Source organism: Penaeicola halotolerans (assembly GCF_016464625.1).
GTDB lineage: Bacteria > Bacteroidota > Bacteroidia > Cytophagales > Cyclobacteriaceae > Penaeicola > Penaeicola halotolerans.
Window position 1 is genome coordinate 197,576 of the sequence record NZ_JAEAGO010000004.1, and the last position, 25,779, is coordinate 223,354.

Here is a 25,779-nt window from a genome sequence, read left to right on the forward strand (position 1 = left end):
ATGCAGGGACTGAAGTGGTGGAGATCAGTATTATTGGCGGTTTGCTTGCTGATTTTTGCTACTTCCGTTTATGCGCAGCGATACGCTTTTAGCTTTCTAGACATCCCAGCCAATACAAAACTGGGAGCACTAGGAGGAGTCAACGTCTCTTCTGGAGGTGATGTCAATCAGTTTTTATCCAACCCAGCTTTATTGGACGATAGTCTGGCAACATATGCGAGCTTCAACTATATCAATTTTCCAGGAGATATCAGCTTGAGTCAAGTGACTTACGCGCATCAGATCAGCGGTTTCACTGTAGGTTTTGGTTTGCAATACATGGACTATGGTGAGATAGAGAGTTTTGATGACACTGGATTTCCACTAGGTGTACAAGATGCTAGAGAATATGCCTTCACAGTTGGATTGAGTAAAAGTCAAGGAGTTTTTGACTATGGAATCAACACAAAGCTGATCAGTGCTCGCTATGCGGATGCTGTAGCTATTGGATTGGCTTTTGACATAGGCTTACTCTTTCAGCATCCTGAGTATGATTTGGTAGGAGCGATCAATATCCGAAATATTGGTTTTATGCTAAAGGACTTTACTGAAATAGCCAACTCAGAGTTACCGCTAGACGTAGTCATGGGAGCGAGCTTTAAGCCTGAGTATATGCCCATCAGATTTTCATTGACAGCAAGAAATCTAGGAAGACAAGAGGCTACTTATTTTGACCCCAGTAGACAAAACAATTTAGCCTCAACAGCTCCTAGTTTTGGAGCGCAAGTCATGAACAGACTAATCTTTGGTGCAGAAGTTTTATTGAGCGAAAATTTTCATTTACGTGGAGGGTACAACCATTTGGTGAGAAGAGAGTTGCTGATAGAGCAAGCTGGTGGAGGATCAGGATTTTCTTTTGGACTAATGTTTCGTGTCAAGTCATTTGAGTTTGCTTACACGAGAGCTTTGTATCACACAGCGGGTAGCGCCAATTTATTTAGTATATCTACACAAATGAAGCGTTTTTGGACGCACAACTAATGGATGAATATGTTAGACAATAAAGAATATTTAACCCCTCGGCAGATCGTAGCTGAGCTAGATAAGTACATCATTGGACAAAAAGACGCCAAGAAGAATGTAGCTATCGCCTTGAGAAATAGGTGGAGAAGGATGAACGTTTCCTCTGAAATCCAAGGTGATATCATTCCTAATAATATCCTCATGATCGGGGCTACTGGCGTTGGTAAGACTGAAATCGCTCGTAGGTTAGCTAAGGTAGCGAATGCGCCTTTTACTAAAGTGGAGGCCTCTAAGTTTACAGAAGTAGGCTATGTCGGTAGAGATGTAGAGTCTATGGTACGTGACTTAGTCGAGCAATCGGTCAACCTAGTGAAAGCTCAAAAAAACGAAGAGGTCAAAGAAAAAGCTGCTGAACTAGTAGAGGAGATCATATTGGACATCTTGATACCACCAGTAAAATCAAAAAGTGGATTTAGTGTGTCAAGCAGTGATGAGTCTACACCTACAAATGAAGCTGAACTCAATGAAAAAACTCGTGAGCGCTTCAGGGAAAAAATCAGAAATGGTGAGTTAGACGACCGAAAGATTGAGATCAATGTCAAAGCACCTGCACCAGTAGGCATGGGCATGATCGGCAATGGAATGATGGATGAGTCCTCGATGATCGGTCTTCAAGATATGCTAAGTGGTATGATGCCTAAAAAGTCCAAAAAGCGTAAAGTGACCATAGCTGATGCCAAGAAATTGCTTTTTGAAGAAGAGGCAGCTCGATTGATTGATTTTGATGAAGTGAAGGAAGAGGCTATCAAGAAAGCGCAGAATACTGGGATCATATTCATAGATGAGATAGATAAAATAGCTTCTGGTAGTGGTAAGAATGGTAGTGGGCCTGATGTCAGCCGTGAAGGAGTGCAGAGAGACCTACTGCCAATCGTAGAAGGTAGCTCTGTCAATACCAAGTACGGTATCATCCATACGGATCATATTTTATTCATTGCTGCGGGGGCTTTTCACGTTTCTAAACCATCAGACTTGATTCCAGAGCTTCAAGGTAGATTTCCGATTAGAGTAGAGTTGAATAGCTTGACTAAAGATGATTTTTATAAAATCCTTAAAGACCCCAAAAATGCTTTAACTAAGCAATATGAGGCTTTATTTATGGCGGAGGAAGTTTCGCTAGAGTTTCAAGATGAAGCTTTACACGAAATAGCAGAAACGGCTTTTGCGATCAATGAAGAGGTGGAAAATATAGGTGCTCGTAGACTGCATACAGTCATGAGTCATTTACTAAATGATTTCCTTTTTGATGTGCCAGATGTGATACAGCCGAATGCCAAACTCATGGTGACACGCGATCTAGTCAAAGAAAGACTTGATGGCTTGGTCAAAAATAAAGACTTATCACAGTATATTCTCTAAGTTTTTTGGTCGATTGGCTATGAAGAAAACACTCATCATCATCACAGGAGCGAGTAAAGGTCTTGGTAAGGGTCTTTTGTCTCACTTCTGTGCTGAACCTAATCATGAGCTGGTCGCTATAGCACGCTCTCAGATCAAAGCTTCTGAGCAAGTGAGATCTTTACAGCTAGACTTATCAGATAGTGAGAAGCTTGAGCAAGCCATTCCAGAGATATTTGCTGATCTGGCTCAGTATGATCGCATAGTATTGATCAATAATGCTGGCTGGATAGGTCCTGTCAAGAAGGTCGGAAAGCTATCTGTGTCTGATTGGCAAAAGTTATTTGCTATCAATGTGACTGCGTGTATGCAGTTGATGAATGCTTTTGTGGAATATTGCGAAGCTTTATCCTCTGAGCGTATAGTGATCAATATCAGTTCGGGAGCAGGCAAGAAACCTCTTGATGGTTGGGCTGCTTACTGTTCCTCTAAGGCTGCGCTAGACATGCTTACACAAGTAGCTGCTCAAGAAGCTGAATTGACAGGATCGGGCATTCGTTTTTTTGCTTTAGCACCAGGTATAGTGGATACTGATATGCAGTCAGACATCAGGTCGGCTTCAGCAGACCAGTTTAGCAGTTTGGATCGCTTTTTGTCCTACAAGTCAGAGGGAAAGCTCTCTAGTCCAGCTGAGGTAGCAGAGAAAATAGCCTATTTGATCAATCACACACATCAGTTTCCATCTGTTTTACAAGACGTTCGACAATTTTGAAGAAAATTTTGAGGTATAGTATTTTAAGTGTCATCTTGATCCTAGCACATTTCTCAGTTAGTGCTCAAGAGGATACCTCATTTGTCAAAAAATACAGAAGAGCGACTTTCATTAAGCCCATTTTATCTTTTAGACAGGCAGACTTTTCGATTACAGATCAAGAGTCAGGTGCTAAAAATAGTTTTTTCGTGGGATATAGGCCGATGGTTGGGATTGGAACTTTTATTTTCAACATCGGATTGGAAGCGCATTTTCAGGCTCCCTTTAGGTTGTTTGAAGACGGTAGTAGATCGTTTTCTGATGAAAATCAAGATTTTTTCGCACATGTCTTTACCAATAATTTCAACTTTGATATCTATAGGCAGTACTATGTGGGTTTTGATCAATCCTATCGCCCTAATGATGGCACTTTAGATTACAGCCAGTTTAATGAGCAAGCTACTTTTTTTCGTTATGGTATCAATGGGATCTATGTCCCCAATGGAAAAAGACTCTCATGGAAAGGACCAATCAATCAAACGGCTCGACAGATCAAATCTGCTGGATCGATGATTTATATCTTAAATGTCAACAGGGTAGAAGCAAACGGTATAGCCGCATCACCCATCGACTGTATAGGCTGTCCTGAGGCTCCACCTGTCCAGCAGGTGCGCTCATGGAATGTCGGAGTGCTTCCAGGGTATAGTTACACTTGGGTGAAAAGTAATTTCTACATCAATGCAACTGCTGCGCCTGGAGCGGTGCATTACAATTCTTTTTGGGATATAGGGGGTGAAGCCTCTGGTCGTAATAGTCTAGGATTTAGTCTTTACTGGCGAGCTGCTGCGGGCTATGACAATGGCAAATGGTTTGTGGGTGTAGCAACAGTGCAGCAGCGAACTTGGCTAGATAATGATCCTTACACTTTTGCCTACAGACAGGATAACTTCAGAATTTTTGGTTCTATCAGATTTGGTCAGCCTAAATGGGCGCTTAGAATGGTAGATAAATACCGAGTTTTTCAACTCTGATTTTTCGGGAAATCATACAGAAATGATTTAAATGTTGGCTTGTTCTTCTGCCAGTCTGAAGAGACTACTTCAAATCCAAAAATGCCACATGTGGGTAAGTTATCAATCTCTAGGTCAGTATACAAGTTAGCGAAGTCAGTCATTCCTGGATTGTGTGCTACTAGGTAGATCAAATCATATTTATCAGGGATATTTCTAAGGAATTTTAGCAGTTGAGAGGCAGATGCATGATAAAGTTCTGGATGCTTTTTGAGGCCTTTATCAAACCCTATTGCAGTGGCTATGAGCTCCGCAGTACTCGCTGCTCTAAGTGCTGTGCTGGTATAGATGGCTTCAGGGAGTAGCCCTAATCGCTTTAGTCTTAAGCCCATTTCAGGGGCATTTTTTATTCCTCTATCATTGAGGGGACGAGCATGATCTTCTAAGATAGGCTGACTCCAGCTAGATTTAGCATGCCTGATGAAGATGACTTTCATATTTTTATATAAGTATTATGATGTATTGGCAGTATATTATTTTAATGTTAAGCAATTTTTGAGAAAAACTTTCCTGATAAAGTTTGAAAAATAAGAAATAATAATAATTTTGAGTCCTTAAACTTATTACAATCAAATTACTATTATCATGTTAACAGGAACAGTAAAGTTCTTTAATGAAAGCAAGGGTTACGGTTTTATTAAAGATGACGAAACAGAAAAAGAAATTTTCGTCCACATCACTGGCTTAGTAGACCAAATAGCACAGGATGACAAAGTAACTTATGAAGTAAAAGAAGGAAAGAAAGGCGAAAATGCCGTGAACGTGAGAAGAGCATAATTCAAATATAGATTGAATAGCATTACTTCAGTAATCAAAAATCCCGAGTTGACTCTCGGGATTTTTTTATGATTAGTGATCTGAAATGTCTTGATAATCAAAAACTATATCCAAAACGGGTGATGTAGACATGCCTCCCGGATTGAGACCAGGCTCGCCTTCAGGAACAGGTACGCCTAGTTTATCGAAATATTCCTCCCAAATAGAGAAAATCTCGCCTGTATCAGGATCTAGGTAAGTCATCGGTGGTGTATCAAAAATCGCCTTACCTTCATTGGCTTTTTGAAAGCTCAAGTGAATCAACTCGGAGCAGTAGTAAGCGTCATTTTCTAGGTCAAAAAAGCTGTCGTAAGGTTTTCCTAACTCAAGTTCGGCTAGTCGAAGCGCAGCCGGGATGAGTGCTTGATATTCTGGCTTAAGTCTGCCTACGATCACTTTAGGTTGTCCATTTTGATCGAGACTTTTTTGAAGAAATTCATCCAAAGATGTTTTACTCACATCCTTACCTACTGCCTCAAGAACAAAATAGGAACTGCCTTCTTTTTTTGACAATGCCATTGTGAGAGAAGTCTCTGCCTTCATAGCCAGAAGTGACCTTTTTGATCGCTTCACAGAAGTCGCCACAGTCTCCGTCTTGAAAGAGTATATCCCCATTTTGAAGCTCAAAGGAAGTACTCTTCTGACAACTGATAAAATAGAAGCTGATGAAGGTAAGTAATAAAGCTTTTTTCATATCAAAAGGAAAAAGTAAAACAGCGCAAAACCGATGACAACGATCATGCGGATGGACTTTTTCTTCACTATAGGATCTACTTTGGGCTTGCGTACTGTCAAGACTGCTACACTAATGGAGCAGATTAATAAACCTATGCCGAAACCATTGAAGAAGGCTGATAAACTACCTAGCTCCCACATAAAGTATGCATCAGCTACAGGAACGAAGCAAGAGATCAATCCAATAATACCAAGCCAAAAGGCACGGTTGAGCATTTTTTGATCTTCCATCCGATCATTTATCCATTTGTCTTTTTTCATGGCGCTAAGGTCTCAGTTTTATTTAATTTTCGCTTTTCTTTTTTCAAAATAAGCCGTGATCTCTTCTAAGCTCAGTGCATTGAATGTCATTGCCGCACTTAATCCGCCTTTTCTACCGATGAGTGTTCCATATTTCATGTCATGATAGCCATCTTTCTCATGAGCATCTGGATTGATAGAGATCATCACGCCCTGCTCTAGCGCATAGTAGATCCATCTCCAGTCAAGATCCAAGCGCCAAGGATTGGCATTGATCTCGATCACTACGCCATTGGCTGCGCAAGCATCGATGATCTGTCGGTGATCTATTGGATAGCCAGCTCTTCTGAGGAGTAATCGACCTGTTGGATGTCCCAAGATCGTGGTGTAGGGATTTTCGATAGCTTTGATGAGTCGATTAGTAGCTTTCTGTACATCCATATTCAGGTTGGAGTGGATAGAGGCTACTATGAAGTCAAAGCTTCCAAGTATCTCATCACTATAGTCTAGTGAGCCATCATTGAGGATGTCACTTTCTATACCCTTAAAGATTTTGAATGGAGCTAGTTTCTCATTGAGCTGATTGATCTCTTGATGTTGCTTGAGGATACGATCTTCCTTGAGGCCATTAGCGTAGAAGGCAGACTTGCTGTGATCAGTGATGCCTAAGTATTCATAGCCGAGTTCTTTACAGTAGGTGGCCATCTCTTCTAAGGTGTGTTTACCATCACTATAAGTAGAGTGATTGTGGAGGATGCCCTTGAGATCTTGGTCAGTGACTAACTTTGGAAGTTTGTTTTGTTTCGCTAGAGGGATTTCAAATAGTCCTTCTCTGAGTTCTGGCTCTACATAGCTAAAACCTACTGATTGGTAGGCATTTTCTTCGGACTCAAAGTGCTGCCCCTTAAACACTTGTAAAAGTGTCTTTCCTCCCTCAATTTCTGTTGCGAGATGAAGAGGAGCGGCAGTTTTGAGCAGTAGATTACTGATGAACTCAGTTGGCTCACATAGATGTAGGCACACTTCTAGATCACTTTCTTTTATTTTACCTCGCCATTTGAATGGGCTAGATTCTTGATCATTTTTTTCCAAAAGATCACATTGGTCTAGCAGCTCTATCGTCTCAAAAAAATCTTCTGTAGCGATCAGCATCTCTAGCGTTTCTATGATTTCCATTCGTCTGCGATACTCGCCTACAAAGCTGACTTCTTGACCGACTTTGTCCTTGAGCCAGTTTTCAAGTTTTTCAGCTAGCGGTTCTGCATCAGCATATTGCCATTTACCTTGATTGCTAAAGGTAAACTCGAGTGCGTCTAAAATAAGTTTTTGGGTTTTGTCTCCAAAGCCTTTGAGGGCAGCGATTTGCCCTGACTGACATGCTTCCTTGAGTTCATAAGTAGATTCTATACCAAGCTCTTCCCAGATTGTCTTGATTTTTTTAGGGCCGATGCCTTTGATATCCATCATCTCGATGATACCTGAGGGAGTTTTACTGACGAGTTCTTCAAGGAGGCTGTGTGTCTCACGTTCATGCAGCTCTAGGATTACTTTTGAGAGACTTTTGCCCAAGCCATCTACACTTTCAAGTTCACTAGGCGTGAGATCTTCCAGTCGCTGATCTAGTTTTTCTAAGTTGAAGACAGCGTTTGTATAGCTTTTGATTTTGAAGGGGTTCTCTCCATGCAGCTCCATGAGAGCAGCAGTGAGTTTGAGTTTTTTGATGATACTTTTATTATCCAATATCGTATGAGATTTAAGATTGAGACAAATGATCCTAGGATTTGTTTCGGTTTTTCGTGAACAACTTCTAACTTAATCGTTATAGTTCAAAGATACTAAACCTAATGTAAAGCGTATGAATTATTGGTTAGTCAAATCCGAGCCTGAGGCATACAGCTGGGATGATTTGGTCAAAAAAGGTGTCGATCGCTGGGACGGTGTGCGCAACTATCAAGCGCGTAATAACCTCAAAGAGATGAAAGTAGGAGATCAGGTGCTTTTTTATCACAGTGTCAAAGAAAAATCTGTAGTCGGTATAGCAGAGGTAGTCAAAGCGCACTATCCTGACCCTACTACTGATGATGATCGCTGGGTAGTGGTGGATCTAAAGCCATATAGAGCGCTCTCTAAACCAGTGAGTTTAGATCAAATCAAGGCCGATGATAGGCTGGCGAATCTTCCGCTCATCAAGCAAAGTAGGCTCTCAGTGATGCCGATAGATCATGATTCATTTGGTATCATCTTATCTTTAGCAGAATAAAGTGATGAAGCAGCTCCTTACTTTTGTTTTCACCTTGTGCATCAGCATCTCTACTTTGGCTCAAATCAAGCAAGAGAAAAGATTGACTTTCGAACTTGAGCCAAATGATAGTGAATACATGGTATTCCCTGTCAAAGGAGAGGCGATTTTTCTCATCAGAAACATGATGCCTCAAAAACTTTTTGACAAAAAACAGGTAGAGCTGATCAAAATAGATGAGGACTTCAATGCCCCGACTGTTTGGAGGTTTGAAGTTAAAGATGGACGTACAGCTACGGGATTTGATTATGAAGCTCCTTACTTTTATCTACTCATAGGAGATCCTTATTCCAAACAAAAAGATTTGACACTCTATACCATCAATACAGAGACGGAACTATACAGTGAGCAGAATATAGACAACTTACTTTCACTAGAACTTCAGGATTTTGCCGTGATTGATAATAAGGCTATATTCTTTGGTAAGTACGATTACCGTCCTGCTATTCAGATATTTGATATGAGTGATAGGACACTCTCCACAGTGCGTAATGTCTACAATAATAATACCGAAGTACTCGATCTAAGAGCGGATCAAAAAAATGATCTTTTTGACCTTTTTATCAAGGATAAGGATTCATTTAAAAACATGATCCATACGGTCTACACATTTGATGCCGCAGGGGAGAAGATTAGGTCTTATGAGCTCGAGATACCAGAGCGTATTGATGTAGAAGCGGGAATGCTGTCTAATCTAGACGAATATGGACAGATCACCGTAGGGAGCTATAACTCTACTCAAAACAAAGAAGGAAGAGGCTTTTTTATCGCAAGTACCAATATCTTCGGAGAAACAGAAATGCGCTGGTATCCGATCACTGATATGCCAGATTACTTTAGATATTTGAAGGAAAAGCCCTTTGAAAAGATGCAAAGAAGAATCCTTCGCAAAAAAGAAAAAGGTGCAGAGATAAAGGTCAATCACTCTTCAATGATGCGAGATATCTACCTCGAAGATGAATATGATATGGTTTTCACAGAGATCTACTATCCGATCACTAGAGGCACTAGAAATTCATTTGCCAATACTTATGGCAATCGTTCTTTGAATGGCTTCAATCAGTTGGATAACTTTAGCACACTTGGAGGTCAACCTTTTGCCATGGGAGGGTCAAATAATGTAGTCTCTGAATATAAATATATAGGAGGCAATGTGATGGTGATCGACAAGCAAGGTGAGTTAGAGTGGTCTTATACAGTAGGATATAATAGCGTAAGAAGTACAAAAGACGATGGGTTTGCAGCATTTGGGATGTATGATAAGGCAGGCTTGATGGCCTACTATGAAGACATGAAGATCAAAGCTTATGCGATCAAAGATGGCAAGCCTAGCTATGAGTTAGAAGCTGAGATTTCACTTTCTGATGACACTGAGAGACTTCGAAGTACTGTTGATTCTAGTGTGGAACTACAGCATTGGTATCAAGATAACTTTATCATCAGTGGAGTACAGTTTCTCCGAAGGCAAGCTGCAGATGGCAGTGTCACCAATCACAAGGTTTTCTTTGTCAACCAGTTCAAAGTGCTAAGCTCAGAGGAGATTTTTGAGATGGAGAAACCTGATAAATAAATTGCCGACAGCAGGATAATTCGTTTATATTTGTACATCTAAAGCCCATGCAAGACAGACTTATACTTGATCAGCAGCAACTTGACATCACCATCAGCAGGATGTGTCATCAGCTCGTCGAATTGCACGATGACTTCGCTGATACGGTACTTTTAGGCTTGCAACCTCGTGGCAAACTCTTCGCAAAGCGTATACAAACGAGACTTTCTGAGATATTGGGTCATGAAATTCCATTGGGTTTCTTAGACATTACTTTTCACAGAGATGATTTTCGTAGGAGAGAGTCTCCGCTCAAAGCCAATGCGACAGAGGTCAACTTTATCATAGAAGAGAAAAAAGTAGTCCTCATAGATGATGTACTCTATACAGGTAGATCGGTACGAGCAGCACTAGACGCTATGATTGCTTTTGGTCGACCTGCTAAGGTAGAACTCATGGTACTCATCGATAGAAAATACACCCGTCACCTTCCCATAGAGCCTGACTATACAGGCAAAGCCGTAAACACACTGGCTTCGCAAAATGTAGCCGCAGAATGGCGTGAGCAGGGCTTCGAATCAGACAATATTTGGATCAAGCATAAAATATAGATAAGTCATGCAGCAATTGAGCACTCGGCATTTATTAGGTATCAAAGACATCACCGCAGAAGATATCCAATTGATCTTCGAGACAGCCGATAATTTCAAAGAAGTGCTCAATCGTCCGATCAAAAAAGTCCCTTCTCTCAGAGATATTACGATCGCCAATATCTTTTTTGAAAATTCTACTCGAACCAAACTTTCCTTTGAGCTAGCAGAAAAAAGACTCTCAGCAGATGTGGTCAACTTCTCTTCTTCCAATAGCTCAGTCAAAAAGGGAGAAACGCTGGTAGATACGGTCAACAACATCCTATCGATGAAAGTAGACATGGTGGTGATGAGACATAGTAGTGTAGGAGCTCCACACTATCTCTCTCGAAAGATCCAAGCCAATATCGTCAATGCGGGTGATGGCACACATGAACACCCTACACAAGCACTATTGGATGCTTTTTCGATCAGAGAAAAGCTCGGAGATGTCGCAGGTAAAAAGGTGGCAATCATCGGTGATATCCTACACTCTAGAGTGGCACTTTCCAATATTTTTGCCTTACAAAAACTTGGTGCCGAAGTAATGGTCTGCGGGCCGATCACACTGATTCCCAAATATATCACCTCATTAGGCGTTCGTGTGGAGCATGATGTGCGTAAGGCACTAGCTTGGTGTGATGTCGCCAATATCTTGCGCATCCAACTTGAGCGACAGCAGATCAAATATTTCCCTTCGCTAAGAGAATACTCTCTCTACTATGGCATCAACAAAAAGCTCCTCAGTCAGTTAGACAAAGAAATCGTCATCATGCATCCTGGCCCGATCAATCGAGGAGTCGAACTCAACTCAGATGTAGCAGATGGACCTCACTCAATTATCCTCAATCAGGTGGAAAATGGAGTAGCCATCCGCATGGCGGTACTTTATCTTTTAGCTAGTGTCAAATGATCTTTTTATGCTCAGTGTTAAAAATCTCTCTAAGAAATTTGCCAAAGAATTAGCAGTAGACGACATCTCTTTTTCGCTAGAAGCGGGTGAGGTCGTGGGACTTCTCGGGCCAAACGGTGCAGGAAAAAGTACTACGATCAAATGTGTGATCGGTCTGCTACGCAAAACAGGAGGTGAAGTACTTATCGGAGGGTACGACCACTTGAGTATTGAAGCCAAGCGTAAGTTTGCCTACATCCCTGAGACACCTAATCTCTATGATCTGCTCACAGTCAAAGACCACATGCAGTTCATCGCTCAAGCCTATGGAGTGGCAGATTGGAAAGATAAAGCAGCTGAACTTTTCGAGCGATATGATTTAGCAGATAAGCAAGACAAACTAGGTAGAGATCTCTCCAAAGGGATGAAACAAAAGGTGTCTATTTGCTGTGCACTATTGCCAGATCCAGATTTGCTCTTTTTTGACGAACCGATGATCGGGCTAGATCCCAAAGCGATCAGAACAACTAAGCAGGTATTCAGAGAACTCAAAGAAAGGGGTAAAACTATCCTCACTAGTACACATTTGATAGATTCTGTAGAGCATATTGCTGATCGTGTGATGATCATGAAAAAAGGTCAGATCATTGGAATCGATACAATCGCTAATCTGAAGCAGCAGTTTGCTAATGAGGGAAGCTTAGAAGATTTGTTTTTAGAAATTACAGGGGATGAGTGAGTTTCTACTATTGCTAGTCAAGGATCTGATCATCATCAAAAACAACATCAAGCTGATCCTTAGAAATCCCGCAAGGTTGCTCCCCTACATCGGAGTAGTGGGCTATTTTAGTTACTTTTATTTCAAAAGGGCAGCTGATAGAGAAGTAGTGGCCATGGATGGTTATGCCTTTGACGACAGTACTTTTAAGATCGTTTTAGGCATATTGACACTTTTGCTACTAGCCTTTTTCATCTTCAACTTATACCGAGCCTTAAATTCTAGCATTACTTTTTTTAGTTTGGCAGATGTCAATATGCTCTTTACAGCACCGACTTCTCCTAAGAAAATACTGACTTACTATATTGTTAGATCCATCTTTCCGAGTTTGGGTGCTGGAATCCTATTTGTTGTCTATTCTTCCTCTAGCTTGATGCAGAGTTTCAAACTTGGGTTTTTAGACATTGCCTTTTTGATCTTGGCGGTTGGCTTATTTGGTTTCATCGCTTCACCGATCAAGTTTCTTTTTTATGCTTTAGTTACCAAAAGAGGAATAGGTACTATCCTTAAAGTGACCGTTTGGAGCCTGATTGTCATGATCGCAGGACTAGTATTCGTTCCAGCCTTATTAGCGGAAAATTTTTGGGAGGGAGCCTTTAGCGTCATAGGTTCTGAGGCGTTCAATTATTTTCCGATTGTAGGTTGGTGCCGTGGAATTGGTTTGTTTTTCATTCACCAGAATATCTATGAGGCAGCACTCTATTTTGGGTTAATGCTAGCTACATTTTTCATTATCCTCTATGCAATTCTTGCCAATGCAGATGATTACTATGAAGATGTGTTGGAGAGCACGAGTAGCAAGGAAGATGCTAAAGAATTAGCCAAAGGCACTAAAAAAGCTGGAGACGGTACAGGTAGCCTAAATGCTAAAAAACTCGTGCAACTGAAAAACTTTGGAACAGGCGCCAAAGCACTTTATTGGAGAAACTATGTACACTCTATGCGCATAGATTTCCATCCTTTCTTTGGTTTGTATGCAGGCGGTACGATAGCCATCATGCTTGTGTTGGCCTTATTGGCTAGGTTTGATGTCATGTCACATAAGTCCATCTATGTCTATTTGGCGATCCTGTCAGGGATATACTTTATGGCAGGATTAGGGCGTGTCAATATTGGTGATTTCAGCAAGCCATACTTCATTCTTTTGCCAGATACTTGGTTTCGAAAAGTATGGAATAGTGTGAAGCTGGATGTGTATCAGACACTCTTCACGATGGGTATCGCCTTAGTCTTGGGTGTTTTTATAGCTGAGTTAGACTTGACACTTCTCTTTTCAGGAATGATGCTCATCTTAGCACTTTATGTTATTGGTTTGGCTATCAACTTAGCGATCAAATCATGGTTCAGTGAATCATTGGATCAAAGATTCATTAAACCAATATTCGTCATATGTGTGATACTCTTTGGGATGATACCCGCTTTTGGACTTGGTCTTATGGTGTTTCTTTTCAGTAAAGTGGCTGCTTATGGCTACTTAGTAATGAGCTTAGGGATGTCTGTAGTAGCCGCTATCGTAGGACAGCTAGCCTTAGACGTGATCAAGCGCTTTGAGCTGAAAGACTAGAGTTCAAAATAAATAATTTCACCTTTATCGATGTCAAACGAATAGACTGTTTTATTGTCTGGACTCACAGAAATAGACATGATGTTCCTGTCAGTGGTTATTTGCTTGATAGGATTTCCTTTCCAATCATAGATATGTATCAAGTTAGAAAGGTAGGCATTAGGTTCGGTGTCTTTTTTGCCTGAGAACAATGCATAGATGAATAAATCCGTATAGGCTATGTCTGTATAGCATTCTATAGCGCCATTTCCTCTATCAAGTGTTAGTTTGCCATCAATACCTCTAACTAGTTGATTTCTAATTTTTTGAGGACTTTGAAGATAGGTGCTCTGATCGGTATTTATATCAAATATTTCTATGATGTCTAGCCACCTGTAGGCATTCAATACTTTGTTGTTAGTTTTGTTTACACCCATAATAGATTGGAAAAAGACAGGTATTTGATCGACTTCAATTTCCTTAGGTATTTTATCAAAGCTGCCTTTTGTAAAGGAAGTTTTCATAGAAGATCGGTTGATAAAGTAGAATTTAGCTTTAGATGGGGCACTACTTGTAGCTATGAAAGTGGAGTCATTAAAATATTTGATCTCATTGAAATACTTGTCAGTTTTAAATTCAGAAATTTCGGTTTTACCATTCTCAAAGTTTATTTCAACAACTTTTTTCAAATCGAAATCATGAACCATGATTTTTTGATCATGGAAGTCTATGGTATAAGCTGAAAAAGATTCTAGAGGCCCATCTCCTTTCCTGATAAGTTCACTTTGAAAGCTTTGATTATTCTTGGAATATGAATGAATGAAATGGTTATTCCTAGCTGTAATATCCAACATGAAGAAACCTGAATCACTTTCTGATAATTTCAGGATAGTTCCATTAGGATAGTCAAGGAACTTAGAAAAGTTTTTAGATATTTCTTCGGGAAACTTTTCGATTTGAATGATATCGTCACTAATAATTAGTTGATTTTCAGTATTTACTGTACAACTAAGCATAGCTAAGACAGCAAGTATTCGTATGGTTCTCATCTATGAGGTTTCTTTAAGGTGAAGATTTCAAAAAATTAAATATATTAATTAATTTATGTAATTAATCATAATTTAGAGATCTCCATTATCTTAAGCCCAAACGTGATCAAGCGCTTTGAGCTGAAAGACTAGCTGAGCTATTACCTTTTTTAGATTATTTGTAACTTGCGCGAAATTCAAACCCCGATATGATATACAATTCAATAATAGAGACCATCGGCAACACGCCACTTGTGAGACTCAATAAAGTCAACAAGGGAATCAAAGGAGAGATCCTAGTCAAAGTAGAATACTTCAATCCAGGCAACTCAATGAAAGATCGTATGGCGATCAAAATGATAGAGGATGCTGAAAAGGCTGGGATACTGAAGCCAGGAGGCACTATCATAGAAGGAACTAGTGGCAATACAGGAATGGGATTGGCGCTTGGTGCTATCGCCAAGGGCTACAAATGCATCTTTACCCTAGCGGATAAGCAGTCTAAAGAGAAAATGGACATCCTCAAGGCTGTAGGTGCTGAAGTGATTGTCTGCCCAACCAATGTTTCGCCAGATGACCCACGTTCGTATTATTCTGTTGCTAGAAAATTGAATAAAGACATTCCAAATTCTTTTTATCCTAATCAATACGACAACTTGTCCAATACAGCCGCTCACTATGAGACGACTGGTCCCGAGATCTGGAAAGATACTGAAGGAAAGATCACACACTATGCCGCTGGTGTAGGTACTGGAGGATCGATGTGCGGTACCGCTAAGTATCTCAAAGAGCAAAACCCAGCGATTGTCTCTGTGGGCATCGATACTTATGGTTCTGTTTTCAAAAAGTATAAGGAGACAGGGGTATTTGACGAAAATGAGGTTTATCCATACTTGACAGAAGGTATCGGAGAAGATATCCTGCCAAAGAATGTGGACTTTAGCATGATCGATACATTCGTGAAAGTGACGGACAAAGATGCGGCTATCATGACACGTAGGCTAGCTAGAGAGGAAGGGCTTTTTGTAGGTTGGTCATGTGGATCAGCGGTACATGGCGCGCTAGAATATGCCAAAGAGCACCTCAAAGAAGGTGACCGCATGGTGATTATATTGCCAGATCACGGTACGCGCTACTTAGGTAAAGTGTACAATGATGATTGGATGAGAAATCATGGATTTTTAGAAGATAAAGCGTATGCTACTGCTCGTCAAGTGATCGCTAGCCGTGATGCAGACTATCAGTTGATCACAGTAGATAAGTCGATCAAAGTATCAGAGGCGATTCACATCATGAATGATAAGGGAGTTTCTCAGATTCCTGTCTCTGAAGGAGCGCATGTAGTCGGTAGTTTGACAGATAATAAGTTGCTGCACAAAATCATCGAAAACCCGAACTTGAAAGATGCGCAAGTGGCAGAAGTGATGGAAGATCCTATGAAATTTGTTGCGCTAGATAGTACACTCGATGTGCTCTCCAGTATGCTGGACAAAGAAAAAGCGGTGCTTGTAAGAGCAGAAGATCAGTCAGTGCATATCCTGACCAAACAGGATATACTAGCTGCGATCACCAAAGCATAAATGAAAATCCCGACTGGTAGGTCGGGATTTTTTTATGATTAAAATTTTGGTTTCTGTCTGTTGGCTTTCACTTCACCTCTTATTTTTTTGGATTGAAGTCTTTTCAGCTTCGCTGTTTTAGATGGGGCACTTTTTAATCTTACCTTTTGGGGCTTAGTGGCTGCTTCTAGGATTTGGTAAAACTTCTTAAAAGCAAGCTCTTTATTTTGTAGCTGCGAGCGTTTTTCTTGGGTGTGGATGATGAGCTCTTGTTCACTGCTTAGTTTGCTGCCCAGCTTTTTGATCAACAATGCTTTTTCTGCCTCATCCAATTTCTCCGACTTAGCGATATCAAATCTCAGGACTACTTTGGTTTCTACCTTATTGACATTTTGGCCTCCTGGTCCACCACTTTTGGCTGTGCTGATCCCCAGCTCAGGATCAAAGTATCGAAGCCTAATTTTTTCGCGAAGTGTCATCTGACTGCTTAGTTATCAAAAACGCGCTTGATAACTCCTCTGATCAGTAAGATGGCCATCAAGACTGTTCCCCCAGCTATTACAAATTCCATAGATTTTTAGTTTGGATAGATTAACCTTATGTGAGTGGCATTGTTTAAAGTGATCAATCTACTTATCTTGGACTATCAAGAAAAACAGTTTATGGCACTTACACACGCACTGAATAGAAATACTTTTGGCGATCAAAGTCACTCGGGTCGAGTCATGTCACTTTCTGAAGCGATGGATTTACTGACAGATTGGGTCAAAAATGATAAGTTGCGCTATCACATGGAGCAAGTAGGACATCTCATGAAGGCATGGGCGATCCATCAAGGATATGATAAAGCTACTCAGCATAAATGGCATTTGGCAGGATTGTTACATGATGCGGACTGGGATCAGTGGCCTGAGCAGCACTGCCGAAAGATCATCGAAGAGCTCGAGTCTAGAAACCAAGATCCTGAGATGATCAGAGCTATTGCTAGTCATGGGCCAAGTTACTTTGGTGTGGAACCTATCACAGAGATGGATCATATGCTTTATGCCTTTGATGAGCTATCAGGTTTGATCCATGCATACTCGCTCATGCGTCCTGAAGGCTATGTGGGGATGGAAGTCAAAGGAGTCAAAAAACGACTCAAGGACAAAGCCTTTGCGGCACAGGTTTCTAGAGACGATATCAGCGATGCCTGCTCACGTGCTAAGCTCGACTTGGATCAGCATATCCAGTTTATCATCCAACATCAAGGAGCGTTTGAGAAGGGGGAGGGATAATTGATTTGATTTTATGATCTTTCTTTTAATCTATATCCACTCTACATAGCACTTAAGCAAACTTTAAAGGCTACCTTTGGTTGTGAAGGTGAATCAGTTGAGTGAAAAGATGAAAGTGGAGATTTCGGTGATCATGGCGGTCTACAACACAGACTTTCCATGGGTACAGCGAGCGATAGATTCTGTGATGCAGCAGGATTTCCAAGATTTTGAGTTGATCGTAGTAGACGATGGCAGTGATTTAGCCAAATCCTCTCAATTATTGTCTTATGTAAGTCAGCATGAAGATCGTATCACTTACCTCAGACATCAAAATAAGGGACAGTCTCACGCGATCAATAGTGGGGTCAAACTCGCGCAAGGTAATTACATCACGATCCTAGATGCAGACGATGAGTACATGCCTCACCACCTTTCTGGCTGTTTGCAGCAGCTCAAAGATGCTGATCTGATCGCCTCTACGACTCATACTGTAGTAGGAGATGAAGAGGACTACTTCGTGCCTGATAGACATGATCAGTCCAAGTTAGTGCACATAGATGATTGCATCTTGTTTGCCACGCTATTTGGTAAAAAGGAAGTTTTTTTATCTATAGGCTTTGAGGAAACGTATGCCGCAGATGCACACTTTTATGAATCGGCATCCACACTTTATAAAGTGAAAAAGACAGATCTCCGCAGCTACATCTATTACCGCAATATCGCAGACAGCAAGTGTAGTATGATGAAACTAGCCAACCTCAAACGTTTCTCTCCTGATAATTGAACCATTGAGATCTTTCTCTAAGGCATAAATTCTTGATTTGTTTTCAAGTTTTCCTTGATTTGATTACCTTTAAGACCGAGATGCAGGACGATCATTGCCTATTCGTCAATCTCGGATTTAGCTAGGATATATTTTTATCTTGAATGCCTAGCGATCCACACAGCCTATAGTTTCTCGCTATTTTCTTGAAGTAGCAAATGAGAAAAACCTATATGCATCATTTTGAGAACCTATAAAACCTATTTCATTTAAACCTAAAAAGAGAAATGACAAAAGTAAAAGTTGGAATCAACGGATTCGGAAGAATCGGAAGATTGGTCTTCCGCGCAGCGCAAGAGAGAAGCGACATTCAGATCGTAGCGATCAATGACCTCATAGACGTAGACTACATGGCTTATATGCTAAAGTATGACTCTACACACGGTCAATTTAAAGGAGAAGTATCAGTAGAAAATGGCTTTTTGGTAGTCAATGGCAATAAGATCAGAGTGACTGCTGAGAAAAATCCAGCTAATCTCAAGTGGGGTGAAGTAGGAGCAGACTATGTAGTAGAGTCTACAGGTCTATTTTTGACAAAGGAGTCGGCTCAGGGTCATATCGATGCTGGTGCCAAGAAAGTAGTGATGTCAGCACCTTCTAAGGACGACACGCCTATGTTCGTCATGGGTGTCAACGAAAACACTTACACACCTGACATGCAATTCGTGTCTAATGCTTCTTGTACGACCAACTGTCTAGCGCCACTAGCTAAAGTGATTCATGACAACTGGGGCATCGAGGAAGGTCTTATGACTACAGTACATGCTACTACAGCAACCCAAAAAACAGTCGATGGACCATCTGCCAAAGACTGGAGAGGTGGTAGAGGCGCAGGTCAAAACATCATCCCATCATCTACAGGTGCTGCTAAAGCAGTGGGTAAGGTGATCCCTTCACTCAATGGTAAGCTAACAGGTATGTCTTTCAGAGTTCCTACGCCAAACGTCTCTGTGGTTGACCTTACAGTGAGACTGTCTAAGCCTGCGACTTATCAGGAGATCTGTGCCAAGATGAAAGAGGCTGCTAATGGTGAACTTAAAGGCATCCTCGGCTATACTGAAGATGCGGTAGTATCAAATGACTTTATCGGTGATGCACGTACTTCTATCTTCGATGCAGAGGCTGGTATTCAGCTTAGCGATAGATTCGTGAAACTAGTCGCTTGGTATGACAATGAGTGGGGATACTCTAATAAAGTAGTGGACCTAATCAGCTACATCGCTAAGAAATAAACCTCAAATGAAGGTAAATAGAAGAAGCCCAAGCAGAAATGCTCGGGCTTTTTTGTTTGATAGAGATATATCACTTACCTTAGAATCGATGGTCGTTAAGTGGAATTGTCGATCATCAGAGGATTTTAGACCTCTTTGCCGTCCCTTCAGGGCGGCATTTTTGATTTAGTCTTTTTTAACTTTTATAATTTAGCTCCCTTAACGATGTGATGAGCGGAAGGAGACTTTCAAAATATTTTTTTACTTTAGGTCAAGCATAAAATATACCCCTATGAAACAATTCAAACAGCTCAGTCTAGTCGTTTGCTTATTCGCTACGCAGCTACTCTATGCGCAAAATAAGCCGCTGACCCTTGATGATTATAAGCACTGGAACAGGATAGTCTCTACAGATATCTCTCCTAATGGACAATGGATGTCCTATGGCCTTCGTCCTAATGGAGGTGATGATACACTATACGTAAAGCACCTAGATAGAAACGACACTTATAAATCACCTTATGGGTCTAATCCTACTTTCTCAGAAAACTCCCAGTGGGTATCTTATCTCGTAAGGCCTAATGAAGCGGAGACAGAGAAGCTCAGAAAAGCTCGTAAGCCAATTTTCAATACAGCCGAATTGATGAATCTAGAGACTGGTGACAAGAAGCGATTTGAAAGGGCACAGAGTATGGCTTTTTCTAATGACGGAAAGTTTTTTGTCGTACTCAAACGCAAAACAGAGGAGGATAAAAGTAAGCATGATGGCCAAGACCTTATCGTATATGACCTTCTGAGAGGGACTTCGCTTACAATTGGAAATGTCAAAGATTATGCTTTCAATAAAAAAGGTGACTGGCTCGCATACACAGTAGATGCTGCGGATATGTCTGGCAATGGACTCTATGCCATGCAGCCAGCGATGGGTACGATCAAAGTACTCGATCAGGATTCCGCTCAGTACAACAGACTCACTTGGGATGATGCACAAGCTCCGAGAAAAGATTGGGCTGCCAAGGGCAGAGCTATAGCTGTGCTCAAAGGCACTACTCCAAAGGACAAGGAGCAGATGAATAATCAGCTTTTGGTCATCAGTGACTTCATTTCAGGAGCGCCTCTGAAGAAAACGCTGAGTCCTTCTGCGGCTGGCTTCCCTGATAATATGGTGATCTCTGAACTTTCTAACTTGACTTGGACAAGCGATCTAGGCTTAGTAAGCTTTGGTCTCAAAGAACAATCAGACAAAGTCAAAATGAGTAAGGATACCATCGCGAATGTAGATGTGTGGCACTGGAAAGATGAACGCATCCAGACAGTACAAATGAGAAGGGCGACTGCTGACAGGAGATTTACACATACAGCGACTTTTGACTGGAAAGCAGGGACTTTCAAACAACTAACTGATGAGGCGATGCGCTCCGTGAGCATGGACAGACATCCTACTTATGGTATCGGTAGAGATGAGAAGCCTTATATCAATGATGTCAACTGGGGGATCTCTCCAGCGGATTATTACCGAGTTGGATTAAAAAATGGAGAACGAACACTCATCGCTAAGGAGATAAATCGTCCTCTAGGAACATCCCCTGATAGTAGGTATTTCGTCTATCAGAAAGACACGGTGATTTATGTCTATGATGCTCAGACCAATAAAAACACGGACATTTCTTCAAAGGCTCCTGTGAAGTTTATGGATTTAGATCACCCATATCCACACGAAAAGCCCCCTTATGGCATCGCAGGATGGTCTAAAGATGGTAAAGCGGTCATTCTCAATCATAAGTATGATCTATATGTAGCTCAACTAGATGGTAGTAAAGTCACTAACCTGACAGCTGGTATGGGAGACAAAGAGGAGATCAGATTTAGAGTTACTATCCTTGATCGCGAGGAAGATTATGTGGATTTGACCAAGCCAGTTTTGCTGGAAGCTTATGGAGAATGGACTAAAAAGTCGGGCTATTTCACTGTAGCGATGGGCAAATCACCTCAAGAACTCTACTACCAAGACATGATGGTCGGACGTCCGATGAAGGCAAGAACGGCAGACCGTATAGCCTTTACACAACAGACATTTGAGCAGTTTCCAGACTACTATATCGCGACTACGGCTTTTAAAAACCCCAAGAAAGTCACCAATGCCAATCCACAACAAGCGGAGTATGCATGGGGTAAACGTGTCTTAGTCGACTATACCAATAGCAAAGGAGAAAAACTACAAGCAACTTTGGCACTACCAGCCAACTATGATCCTAATAAGAAGTATCCGATGGTGGTTTATTTCTACGAGAAAATGTCTGACAGACACCATCAGTATGCCATGCCAGTCTATGATGACCGCCCTCACGCGAGTACTTATGCGAGCAATGGCTACCTGTTCTTGATGCCTGACAATGTCTTTGAAGAGGGGCGTCCAGGAACGAGTTCGCTAGACTGCATCACTGCTGCTGTAGAAAAAGTAATCGACCTAGGCTATGCAGATCCAAATGCTATCGGTCTTCAAGGGCACTCTTGGGGAGGCTATCAGTCTTCATTTATCCTGACACAGACTACGCTCTTTAAGTGTGTCGTGACTGGTGCACCACCTACCAACCTAGAGAGTTTTTATAACAATATTTACGGTAGCTCAGGTACAAACCATCATGGCATCATGGAGATAGGTCAGGTGCGTATGGGAAGAGACAAAACACCTTGGTCAGCAAGAGAAGCTTATCAGCGTGAAAACCCAATGTTTCATGCACCAAATATCAAGACGCCATTTATGATCCTACATGGAACTGCTGATGGCGCAGTAGATTGGTCACAAGGTTTGGAGTTTTATAATGCTGCTCGTAGACTGGGTAAAGAAGTCATCTTTCTTAGTTATCCTGGAGAGGGACACCACTTGGCTAATGAAGCCAATCAAAAGGACTTCCTGACTAGGATGCAAGCCTATTTTGATCATCACTTAAAGGGCGCTCCTGCACCCGCTTGGATGACTGAGGGAGTTCCTCACTTAGATAAGCTCTATGATAAAGCCGAGTAATATCTCATAGATTTGATAAATGTCCTCCATAGCAACTGTTTGTGGAGGACATTTTTTTAGGCGACACTTACATCAAACAGATAGCCCACTCCAGCGGAGGTCAGCATAGCGACTGTTCCCCAGAGACAAATTCTAAAGATAGACTTTGGGATAGGAGAGCCACCTACACGTGCGGTCAATGCTCCTGATCCAGCTAGAAAAATTAAAGCCAGACCATATTGCCATGCGATCATCCAGTCCATCGGGAAAAATATAGCAACCAATAGTGGCATCAGTCCACCAATCATGAAGGCAAGTGCAGATGCTAAGGCAGCCTGAAGTGGACGCGCTTTGGTGATTTCATTGATGCCCAACTCATCTCGTGCATGAGCTTCTAGGGCATCTTTGGCATGTAGTTGCCTAGCCACTTCGAGTGCTAAAGTCTCATCTAAACCTCTCTTGACATAGATTTTGGCAAGCTCTCGCATTTCTATCTCAGGCATAGTATCTAGCTCATATTGCTCTCTAGCTAGGTCTGCTGTCTCTACATCTGACTGTGAACTTACCGATACATACTCACCTGCTGCCATAGAGAGCGCACCTGCCACTAAGCCCGCCAGTCCAGCGATGATGATAGCTTCTCGATCTTGTGTAGCCGCAGCTACTCCTATGATCAAACTGGTCGTGGAGAGGATGCCATCATTGGCACCAAGTACACTGGCTCTAAGCCAGCCACTTCTATTGACATAGTGTTTTTCTAGTTCCATAGCATTGAGGGATTTATCTAAAGATAGCAAATGCTAGTCATAAAAAAAGCCATCGAGGATTCCCGATGGCTTTGATGTATTTAGTGTTGATTAGTTAGGTAATTTGTCTTTGACCAAGCCATAAAAGAAAGTGCCAAATGTCGCACTAGCGATCACTACTGCCATCACAGTAAATCCTTGCCCTAGCAATACAGCCATAGGACCTGGACAAGCACCCGTCAGCGCCCAACCTAAACCAAAGATGGTTCCTCCGATGAGGTATTTCCAGAGGCTTTTCTCTTTTGGGGCAAAAGTGATGGGAGTCCCCGTGCTGTCTTTCAATTTAAATTTTTTGATCAAGGCTACCATGATCACACCTAGCGTCACAGCTGTGCCGATGATGCCATACATGTGAAAGCTCTGGAAGCGAAACATCTCTTGAATTCTGTACCAAGAAACTGCCTCAGACTTAGACATAATGATGCCGAATAATATACCTGCAATGATGTATTTGATATTTTTCATGTGTCTGCTCGATTAAAGTTGGAAAATCAATGGATACAAAAGGTGCGTCATGATGAGTCCACCGATAAAGAAACCTACCACTGCGATAAGTGAAGGCAACTGTAGGTTAGACAATCCACTGATCGCATGACCTGATGTACAGCCTCCTGCGTATCTAGAGCCAAATCCTACTGCAAAACCTCCTACTACGAATAGAATGAAGCCTTTGAGTGAGAAAAGCACTTCCCAGTTGAAAAGACTCGTAGGGACTAACTCTCCATCTTGCATGATGCCAAGTGCCGCCAAATCAGCTACAGTAGCAGCTGAAAGTGCTACTGGCTCTGGTGACTTGAGAAACTGCTCTGACAGGAAGCCTCCGATGAGTGCTCCTAAAGCAAAGAGTAAATTCCACTTTTGAGCCTTCCAATCAAAGTCAAAAAAGGAAGCTTTTTTACCTGCACCGCAAGCGGCACAGAGTGTGCGCAGATTTGAGGAGAAGCCAAATGACTTACCGTAATAAAGTAATATACCCATGATCAAGGCGATCATCGCGCCTGATACATACCAAGGCCAAGGTTGACTGATGATTTCTATGATATTCATAATATTTGATTTATACGAGTTCACCCGTCCAGCTCATAATGCCACCACGGAGGTTATACAATTTACTAAATTCCTTGTTTGCCATCACTGAACAAGCGCTGGCACTTCTAGCACCACTTCTACAGTAGATTAGATAGGTTTTATTTTTGTCTAGAAGATCAACATCATGATTGAATTTCATCGGATCTAGAAAATCAATATTTTGTGCTTCGGCTAGATGACTAGCTTGAAATTCTTCTTTTGTTCTCACATCAAGAACGACCGTGTCTTGAGCTTTCATTAGTTCGGAAAACTCTCCCTCACTGATGTCTTGATATTTTTTAGCTTGAAATAGATTAAACATATTGTTCGTGTTTTGAATGATTTTTTCTTCGCAAAAGTTCAGGCGAATTGATAGGTCAAAATTAAGTTGATTGAAAGTAATTCTCCGTGACAAAAGTCACTGGCAAGGCTTGCGGAACTTAGAGTAAAGTTTCTTTGAGTAGGATATAAATACCCATAACTAAGACAAACCAGCCAAATGCAGGCTTCAACTTATCTCCAGAAATTTTAGTAGATAACCAGCCTCCAATGAAGATACCCACAATGGCCAATCCTGAGAAAATTCCTAGAAAAGTCCAGTCAAGCTCATAATTACTAATATCACCTAAAAAGCCCAATAGAGATTTAGCAGCAATGATCAATAGCGATGTGCCCACGGCCATTTTCATGGGGAGTTTGGAGAAAACTACTAAGGCTGGTATGATCAAGAATCCACCTCCAGCACCAACCAGACCCGTCAAAATACCCACGACTAGCCCCTCTGCTAGGATAGCAGGATAGTTGAATTTTTGGGGTGCATCAGGTGCTGCTTGTGTTTGCTTTTTTTCCTTTTTGATCATCGAGAAGGATGCCACGATCATTAATATGGCAAATAGCACCATGAGTAAGACTCCCTTGGTCAGATCAAATGAGCTAAAAGACCAAATAACTTCTGGGATAGCGGGCACGATGAATTTTCTCGTCCCATAAACGGCTAAGATCGAAGGAATGCCAAAAATCAAAGCGGTCTTGAGATCCACAAGACCTTTACGATGGAAATTGTACGCACCAAATAGACTGCTAAGTCCAACGATAAAGAGTGAGTAGGCAGTAGCGAGAACGGGGCTTACACCCAAAAGGTAGACGAGCGCGGGTACGGTGAGAATACTACCCCCACCACCGATCAAACCCAGTGAGATCCCGATCACTATCGCTGCTAGAAAGCCTAAAATGATAAATATGTCCATTGCTTGTTTTAGTTTTTTTACAAAAGTAGCTGGGCGATCTCGGCTAGTCTGTGACGGAAGTTACAATCAAAA

Annotated in this window: 28 protein-coding genes; 16 read left to right on the forward strand and 12 right to left on the reverse strand. The window is 41.5% G+C overall.

Annotated elements, in window-relative coordinates:
* The 4 genes from porQ to I5349_RS11765 are packed head-to-tail and all read left to right on the forward strand — an operon-like array spanning position 1 to position 4,182.
* Positions 1-1,020 (forward strand): type IX secretion system protein PorQ, encoded by a 1,020-nt coding sequence (porQ, locus tag I5349_RS11750; protein WP_226390964.1) that lies wholly within the window; start codon positions 1-3, stop codon positions 1,018-1,020.
* A gap of 9 nt (positions 1,021-1,029) precedes the next feature.
* Positions 1,030-2,421, forward strand: a complete 1,392-nt coding sequence (gene hslU / locus I5349_RS11755; RefSeq protein WP_226390965.1) for an ATP-dependent protease ATPase subunit HslU — start codon at positions 1,030-1,032, stop codon at positions 2,419-2,421.
* Positions 2,378-3,172 (forward strand): SDR family NAD(P)-dependent oxidoreductase, encoded by a 795-nt coding sequence (locus I5349_RS11760; protein WP_226390966.1) that lies wholly within the window; start codon positions 2,378-2,380, stop codon positions 3,170-3,172. The genes hslU and I5349_RS11760 overlap by 44 nt, the downstream gene beginning before the upstream one ends.
* A complete protein-coding gene (locus tag I5349_RS11765) occupies positions 3,169-4,182 on the forward strand; it encodes a DUF4421 family protein (RefSeq protein ID WP_226390967.1) in 1,014 nt (337 codons plus the stop codon). The genes I5349_RS11760 and I5349_RS11765 overlap by 4 nt, the downstream gene beginning before the upstream one ends.
* Here the strand turns inward: I5349_RS11765 and I5349_RS11770 are convergent.
* Complete coding sequence (locus I5349_RS11770; protein ID WP_226390968.1) at positions 4,173-4,658, reverse strand: SixA phosphatase family protein; 486 nt, start codon at positions 4,656-4,658, stop codon at positions 4,173-4,175. The genes I5349_RS11765 and I5349_RS11770 overlap by 10 nt on opposite strands.
* A 148-nt stretch (positions 4,659-4,806) precedes the next feature.
* Between I5349_RS11770 and I5349_RS11775 the strand changes: the two genes are divergently transcribed.
* On the forward strand, positions 4,807-4,998 hold the full coding sequence (locus I5349_RS11775) for a cold-shock protein (RefSeq protein ID WP_226390969.1): 192 nt from the start codon (positions 4,807-4,809) through the stop codon (positions 4,996-4,998).
* Between the two features lie 72 nt (positions 4,999-5,070).
* Here the strand turns inward: I5349_RS11775 and I5349_RS11780 are convergent, their stop codons facing one another.
* Genes I5349_RS11780 through I5349_RS11795 form a run of 4 tightly spaced genes read right to left on the reverse strand, consistent with a single transcriptional unit; the run spans position 5,071 to position 7,752 of the window.
* A complete protein-coding gene (locus I5349_RS11780) occupies positions 5,071-5,556 on the reverse strand; it encodes a YiiX/YebB-like N1pC/P60 family cysteine hydrolase (protein ID WP_226390970.1) in 486 nt (161 codons plus the stop codon).
* Complete coding sequence (locus I5349_RS11785) at positions 5,513-5,731, reverse strand: C40 family peptidase (RefSeq protein ID WP_226390971.1); 219 nt, start codon at positions 5,729-5,731, stop codon at positions 5,513-5,515. The genes I5349_RS11780 and I5349_RS11785 overlap by 44 nt, the downstream gene beginning before the upstream one ends.
* Positions 5,728-6,033, reverse strand: a complete 306-nt coding sequence (locus I5349_RS11790) for a hypothetical protein (protein WP_226390972.1) — start codon at positions 6,031-6,033, stop codon at positions 5,728-5,730. Before I5349_RS11790 ends, I5349_RS11785 begins: the two co-directional genes overlap by 4 nt.
* A gap of 18 nt (positions 6,034-6,051) precedes the next feature.
* Positions 6,052-7,752, reverse strand: a complete 1,701-nt coding sequence (locus I5349_RS11795; RefSeq protein ID WP_226390973.1) for a DNA polymerase/3'-5' exonuclease PolX — start codon at positions 7,750-7,752, stop codon at positions 6,052-6,054.
* 115 nt (positions 7,753-7,867) lie between these two features.
* Between I5349_RS11795 and I5349_RS11800 the strand changes: the two genes are divergently transcribed.
* Genes I5349_RS11800 through I5349_RS11825 form a run of 6 tightly spaced genes read left to right on the forward strand, consistent with a single transcriptional unit; the run spans position 7,868 to position 13,723 of the window.
* On the forward strand, positions 7,868-8,272 hold the full coding sequence (locus tag I5349_RS11800) for an EVE domain-containing protein (protein WP_226390974.1): 405 nt from the start codon (positions 7,868-7,870) through the stop codon (positions 8,270-8,272).
* 4 nt (positions 8,273-8,276) lie between these two features.
* A complete protein-coding gene (locus tag I5349_RS11805) occupies positions 8,277-9,881 on the forward strand; it encodes a hypothetical protein (protein WP_226390975.1) in 1,605 nt (534 codons plus the stop codon).
* 47 nt (positions 9,882-9,928) lie between these two features.
* Complete coding sequence (gene pyrR, locus I5349_RS11810) at positions 9,929-10,471, forward strand: bifunctional pyr operon transcriptional regulator/uracil phosphoribosyltransferase PyrR (RefSeq protein ID WP_226390976.1); 543 nt, start codon at positions 9,929-9,931, stop codon at positions 10,469-10,471.
* A 7-nt stretch (positions 10,472-10,478) separates the two neighbouring features.
* A complete protein-coding gene (locus I5349_RS11815; RefSeq protein WP_226390977.1) occupies positions 10,479-11,402 on the forward strand; it encodes an aspartate carbamoyltransferase catalytic subunit in 924 nt (307 codons plus the stop codon).
* A 7-nt stretch (positions 11,403-11,409) separates the two neighbouring features.
* Entirely contained in the window at positions 11,410-12,120 is a 711-nt protein-coding gene (locus I5349_RS11820; protein WP_226390978.1) for an ABC transporter ATP-binding protein, read from the forward strand.
* The gene (locus I5349_RS11825; protein WP_226390979.1) at positions 12,113-13,723 is read left to right on the forward strand and encodes a putative ABC exporter domain-containing protein; all 1,611 of its coding nucleotides are present in this window, start codon (positions 12,113-12,115) and stop codon (positions 13,721-13,723) included. Before I5349_RS11820 ends, I5349_RS11825 begins: the two co-directional genes overlap by 8 nt.
* On the opposite strand, the gene I5349_RS11830 is transcribed toward I5349_RS11825, so the two are convergent.
* Positions 13,720-14,751, reverse strand: coding sequence for a BF3164 family lipoprotein (locus I5349_RS11830; protein WP_226390980.1), 1,032 nt, complete (start codon positions 14,749-14,751; stop codon positions 13,720-13,722). The two genes, I5349_RS11825 and I5349_RS11830, sit on opposite strands and share 4 nt — an antisense overlap.
* A 188-nt stretch (positions 14,752-14,939) precedes the next feature.
* On the opposite strand from I5349_RS11830, the gene I5349_RS11835 reads away from it, so the two are divergent.
* Complete coding sequence (locus I5349_RS11835; RefSeq protein ID WP_226390981.1) at positions 14,940-16,310, forward strand: cystathionine beta-synthase; 1,371 nt, start codon at positions 14,940-14,942, stop codon at positions 16,308-16,310.
* A 38-nt stretch (positions 16,311-16,348) separates the two neighbouring features.
* Here I5349_RS11835 and arfB read toward each other — a convergent pair whose 3' ends face one another.
* Positions 16,349-16,768 (reverse strand): alternative ribosome rescue aminoacyl-tRNA hydrolase ArfB, encoded by a 420-nt coding sequence (gene arfB, locus I5349_RS11840; RefSeq protein ID WP_226390982.1) that lies wholly within the window; start codon positions 16,766-16,768, stop codon positions 16,349-16,351.
* Positions 16,769-16,951: 183 nt separating this feature from the next.
* On the opposite strand from arfB, the gene I5349_RS11845 reads away from it, so the two are divergent.
* The 4 genes from I5349_RS11845 to I5349_RS11860 all read left to right on the forward strand — a co-directional run bounded on the left by I5349_RS11845 (position 16,952) and on the right by I5349_RS11860 (position 22,607).
* On the forward strand, positions 16,952-17,566 hold the full coding sequence (locus I5349_RS11845; RefSeq protein WP_226391093.1) for a hydrolase: 615 nt from the start codon (positions 16,952-16,954) through the stop codon (positions 17,564-17,566).
* Positions 17,567-17,654: 88 nt separating this feature from the next.
* Entirely contained in the window at positions 17,655-18,332 is a 678-nt protein-coding gene (locus I5349_RS11850) for a glycosyltransferase family 2 protein (protein ID WP_226390983.1), read from the forward strand.
* A 266-nt stretch (positions 18,333-18,598) separates the two neighbouring features.
* Positions 18,599-19,603, forward strand: coding sequence for a type I glyceraldehyde-3-phosphate dehydrogenase (gene gap, locus I5349_RS11855; protein ID WP_226390984.1), 1,005 nt, complete (start codon positions 18,599-18,601; stop codon positions 19,601-19,603).
* Between the two features lie 271 nt (positions 19,604-19,874).
* Complete coding sequence (locus I5349_RS11860) at positions 19,875-22,607, forward strand: S9 family peptidase (protein ID WP_226390985.1); 2,733 nt, start codon at positions 19,875-19,877, stop codon at positions 22,605-22,607.
* A gap of 56 nt (positions 22,608-22,663) precedes the next feature.
* Here the strand turns inward: I5349_RS11860 and I5349_RS11865 are convergent, their stop codons facing one another.
* The 5 genes from I5349_RS11865 to I5349_RS11885 form a co-directional block, all read right to left on the reverse strand.
* Entirely contained in the window at positions 22,664-23,353 is a 690-nt protein-coding gene (locus tag I5349_RS11865) for a VIT1/CCC1 transporter family protein (protein ID WP_226390986.1), read from the reverse strand.
* Between the two features lie 90 nt (positions 23,354-23,443).
* Positions 23,444-23,857: a DUF6691 family protein gene (locus tag I5349_RS11870; protein WP_226390987.1), complete on the reverse strand. Its 414-nt coding sequence runs from the start codon at positions 23,855-23,857 to the stop codon at positions 23,444-23,446.
* Between the two features lie 12 nt (positions 23,858-23,869).
* Positions 23,870-24,439 carry a YeeE/YedE family protein gene (locus I5349_RS11875; protein ID WP_226390988.1) on the reverse strand — a complete coding sequence of 190 codons (570 nt, stop codon included), beginning with the start codon at positions 24,437-24,439 and terminating at the stop codon, positions 23,870-23,872.
* A 10-nt stretch (positions 24,440-24,449) separates the two neighbouring features.
* Positions 24,450-24,782 carry a rhodanese-like domain-containing protein gene (locus I5349_RS11880; RefSeq protein WP_226390989.1) on the reverse strand — a complete coding sequence of 111 codons (333 nt, stop codon included), beginning with the start codon at positions 24,780-24,782 and terminating at the stop codon, positions 24,450-24,452.
* Between the two features lie 118 nt (positions 24,783-24,900).
* Positions 24,901-25,707 (reverse strand): sulfite exporter TauE/SafE family protein, encoded by an 807-nt coding sequence (locus I5349_RS11885; RefSeq protein ID WP_226390990.1) that lies wholly within the window; start codon positions 25,705-25,707, stop codon positions 24,901-24,903.
* Between the last annotated feature and the right edge of the window lie 72 nt (positions 25,708-25,779).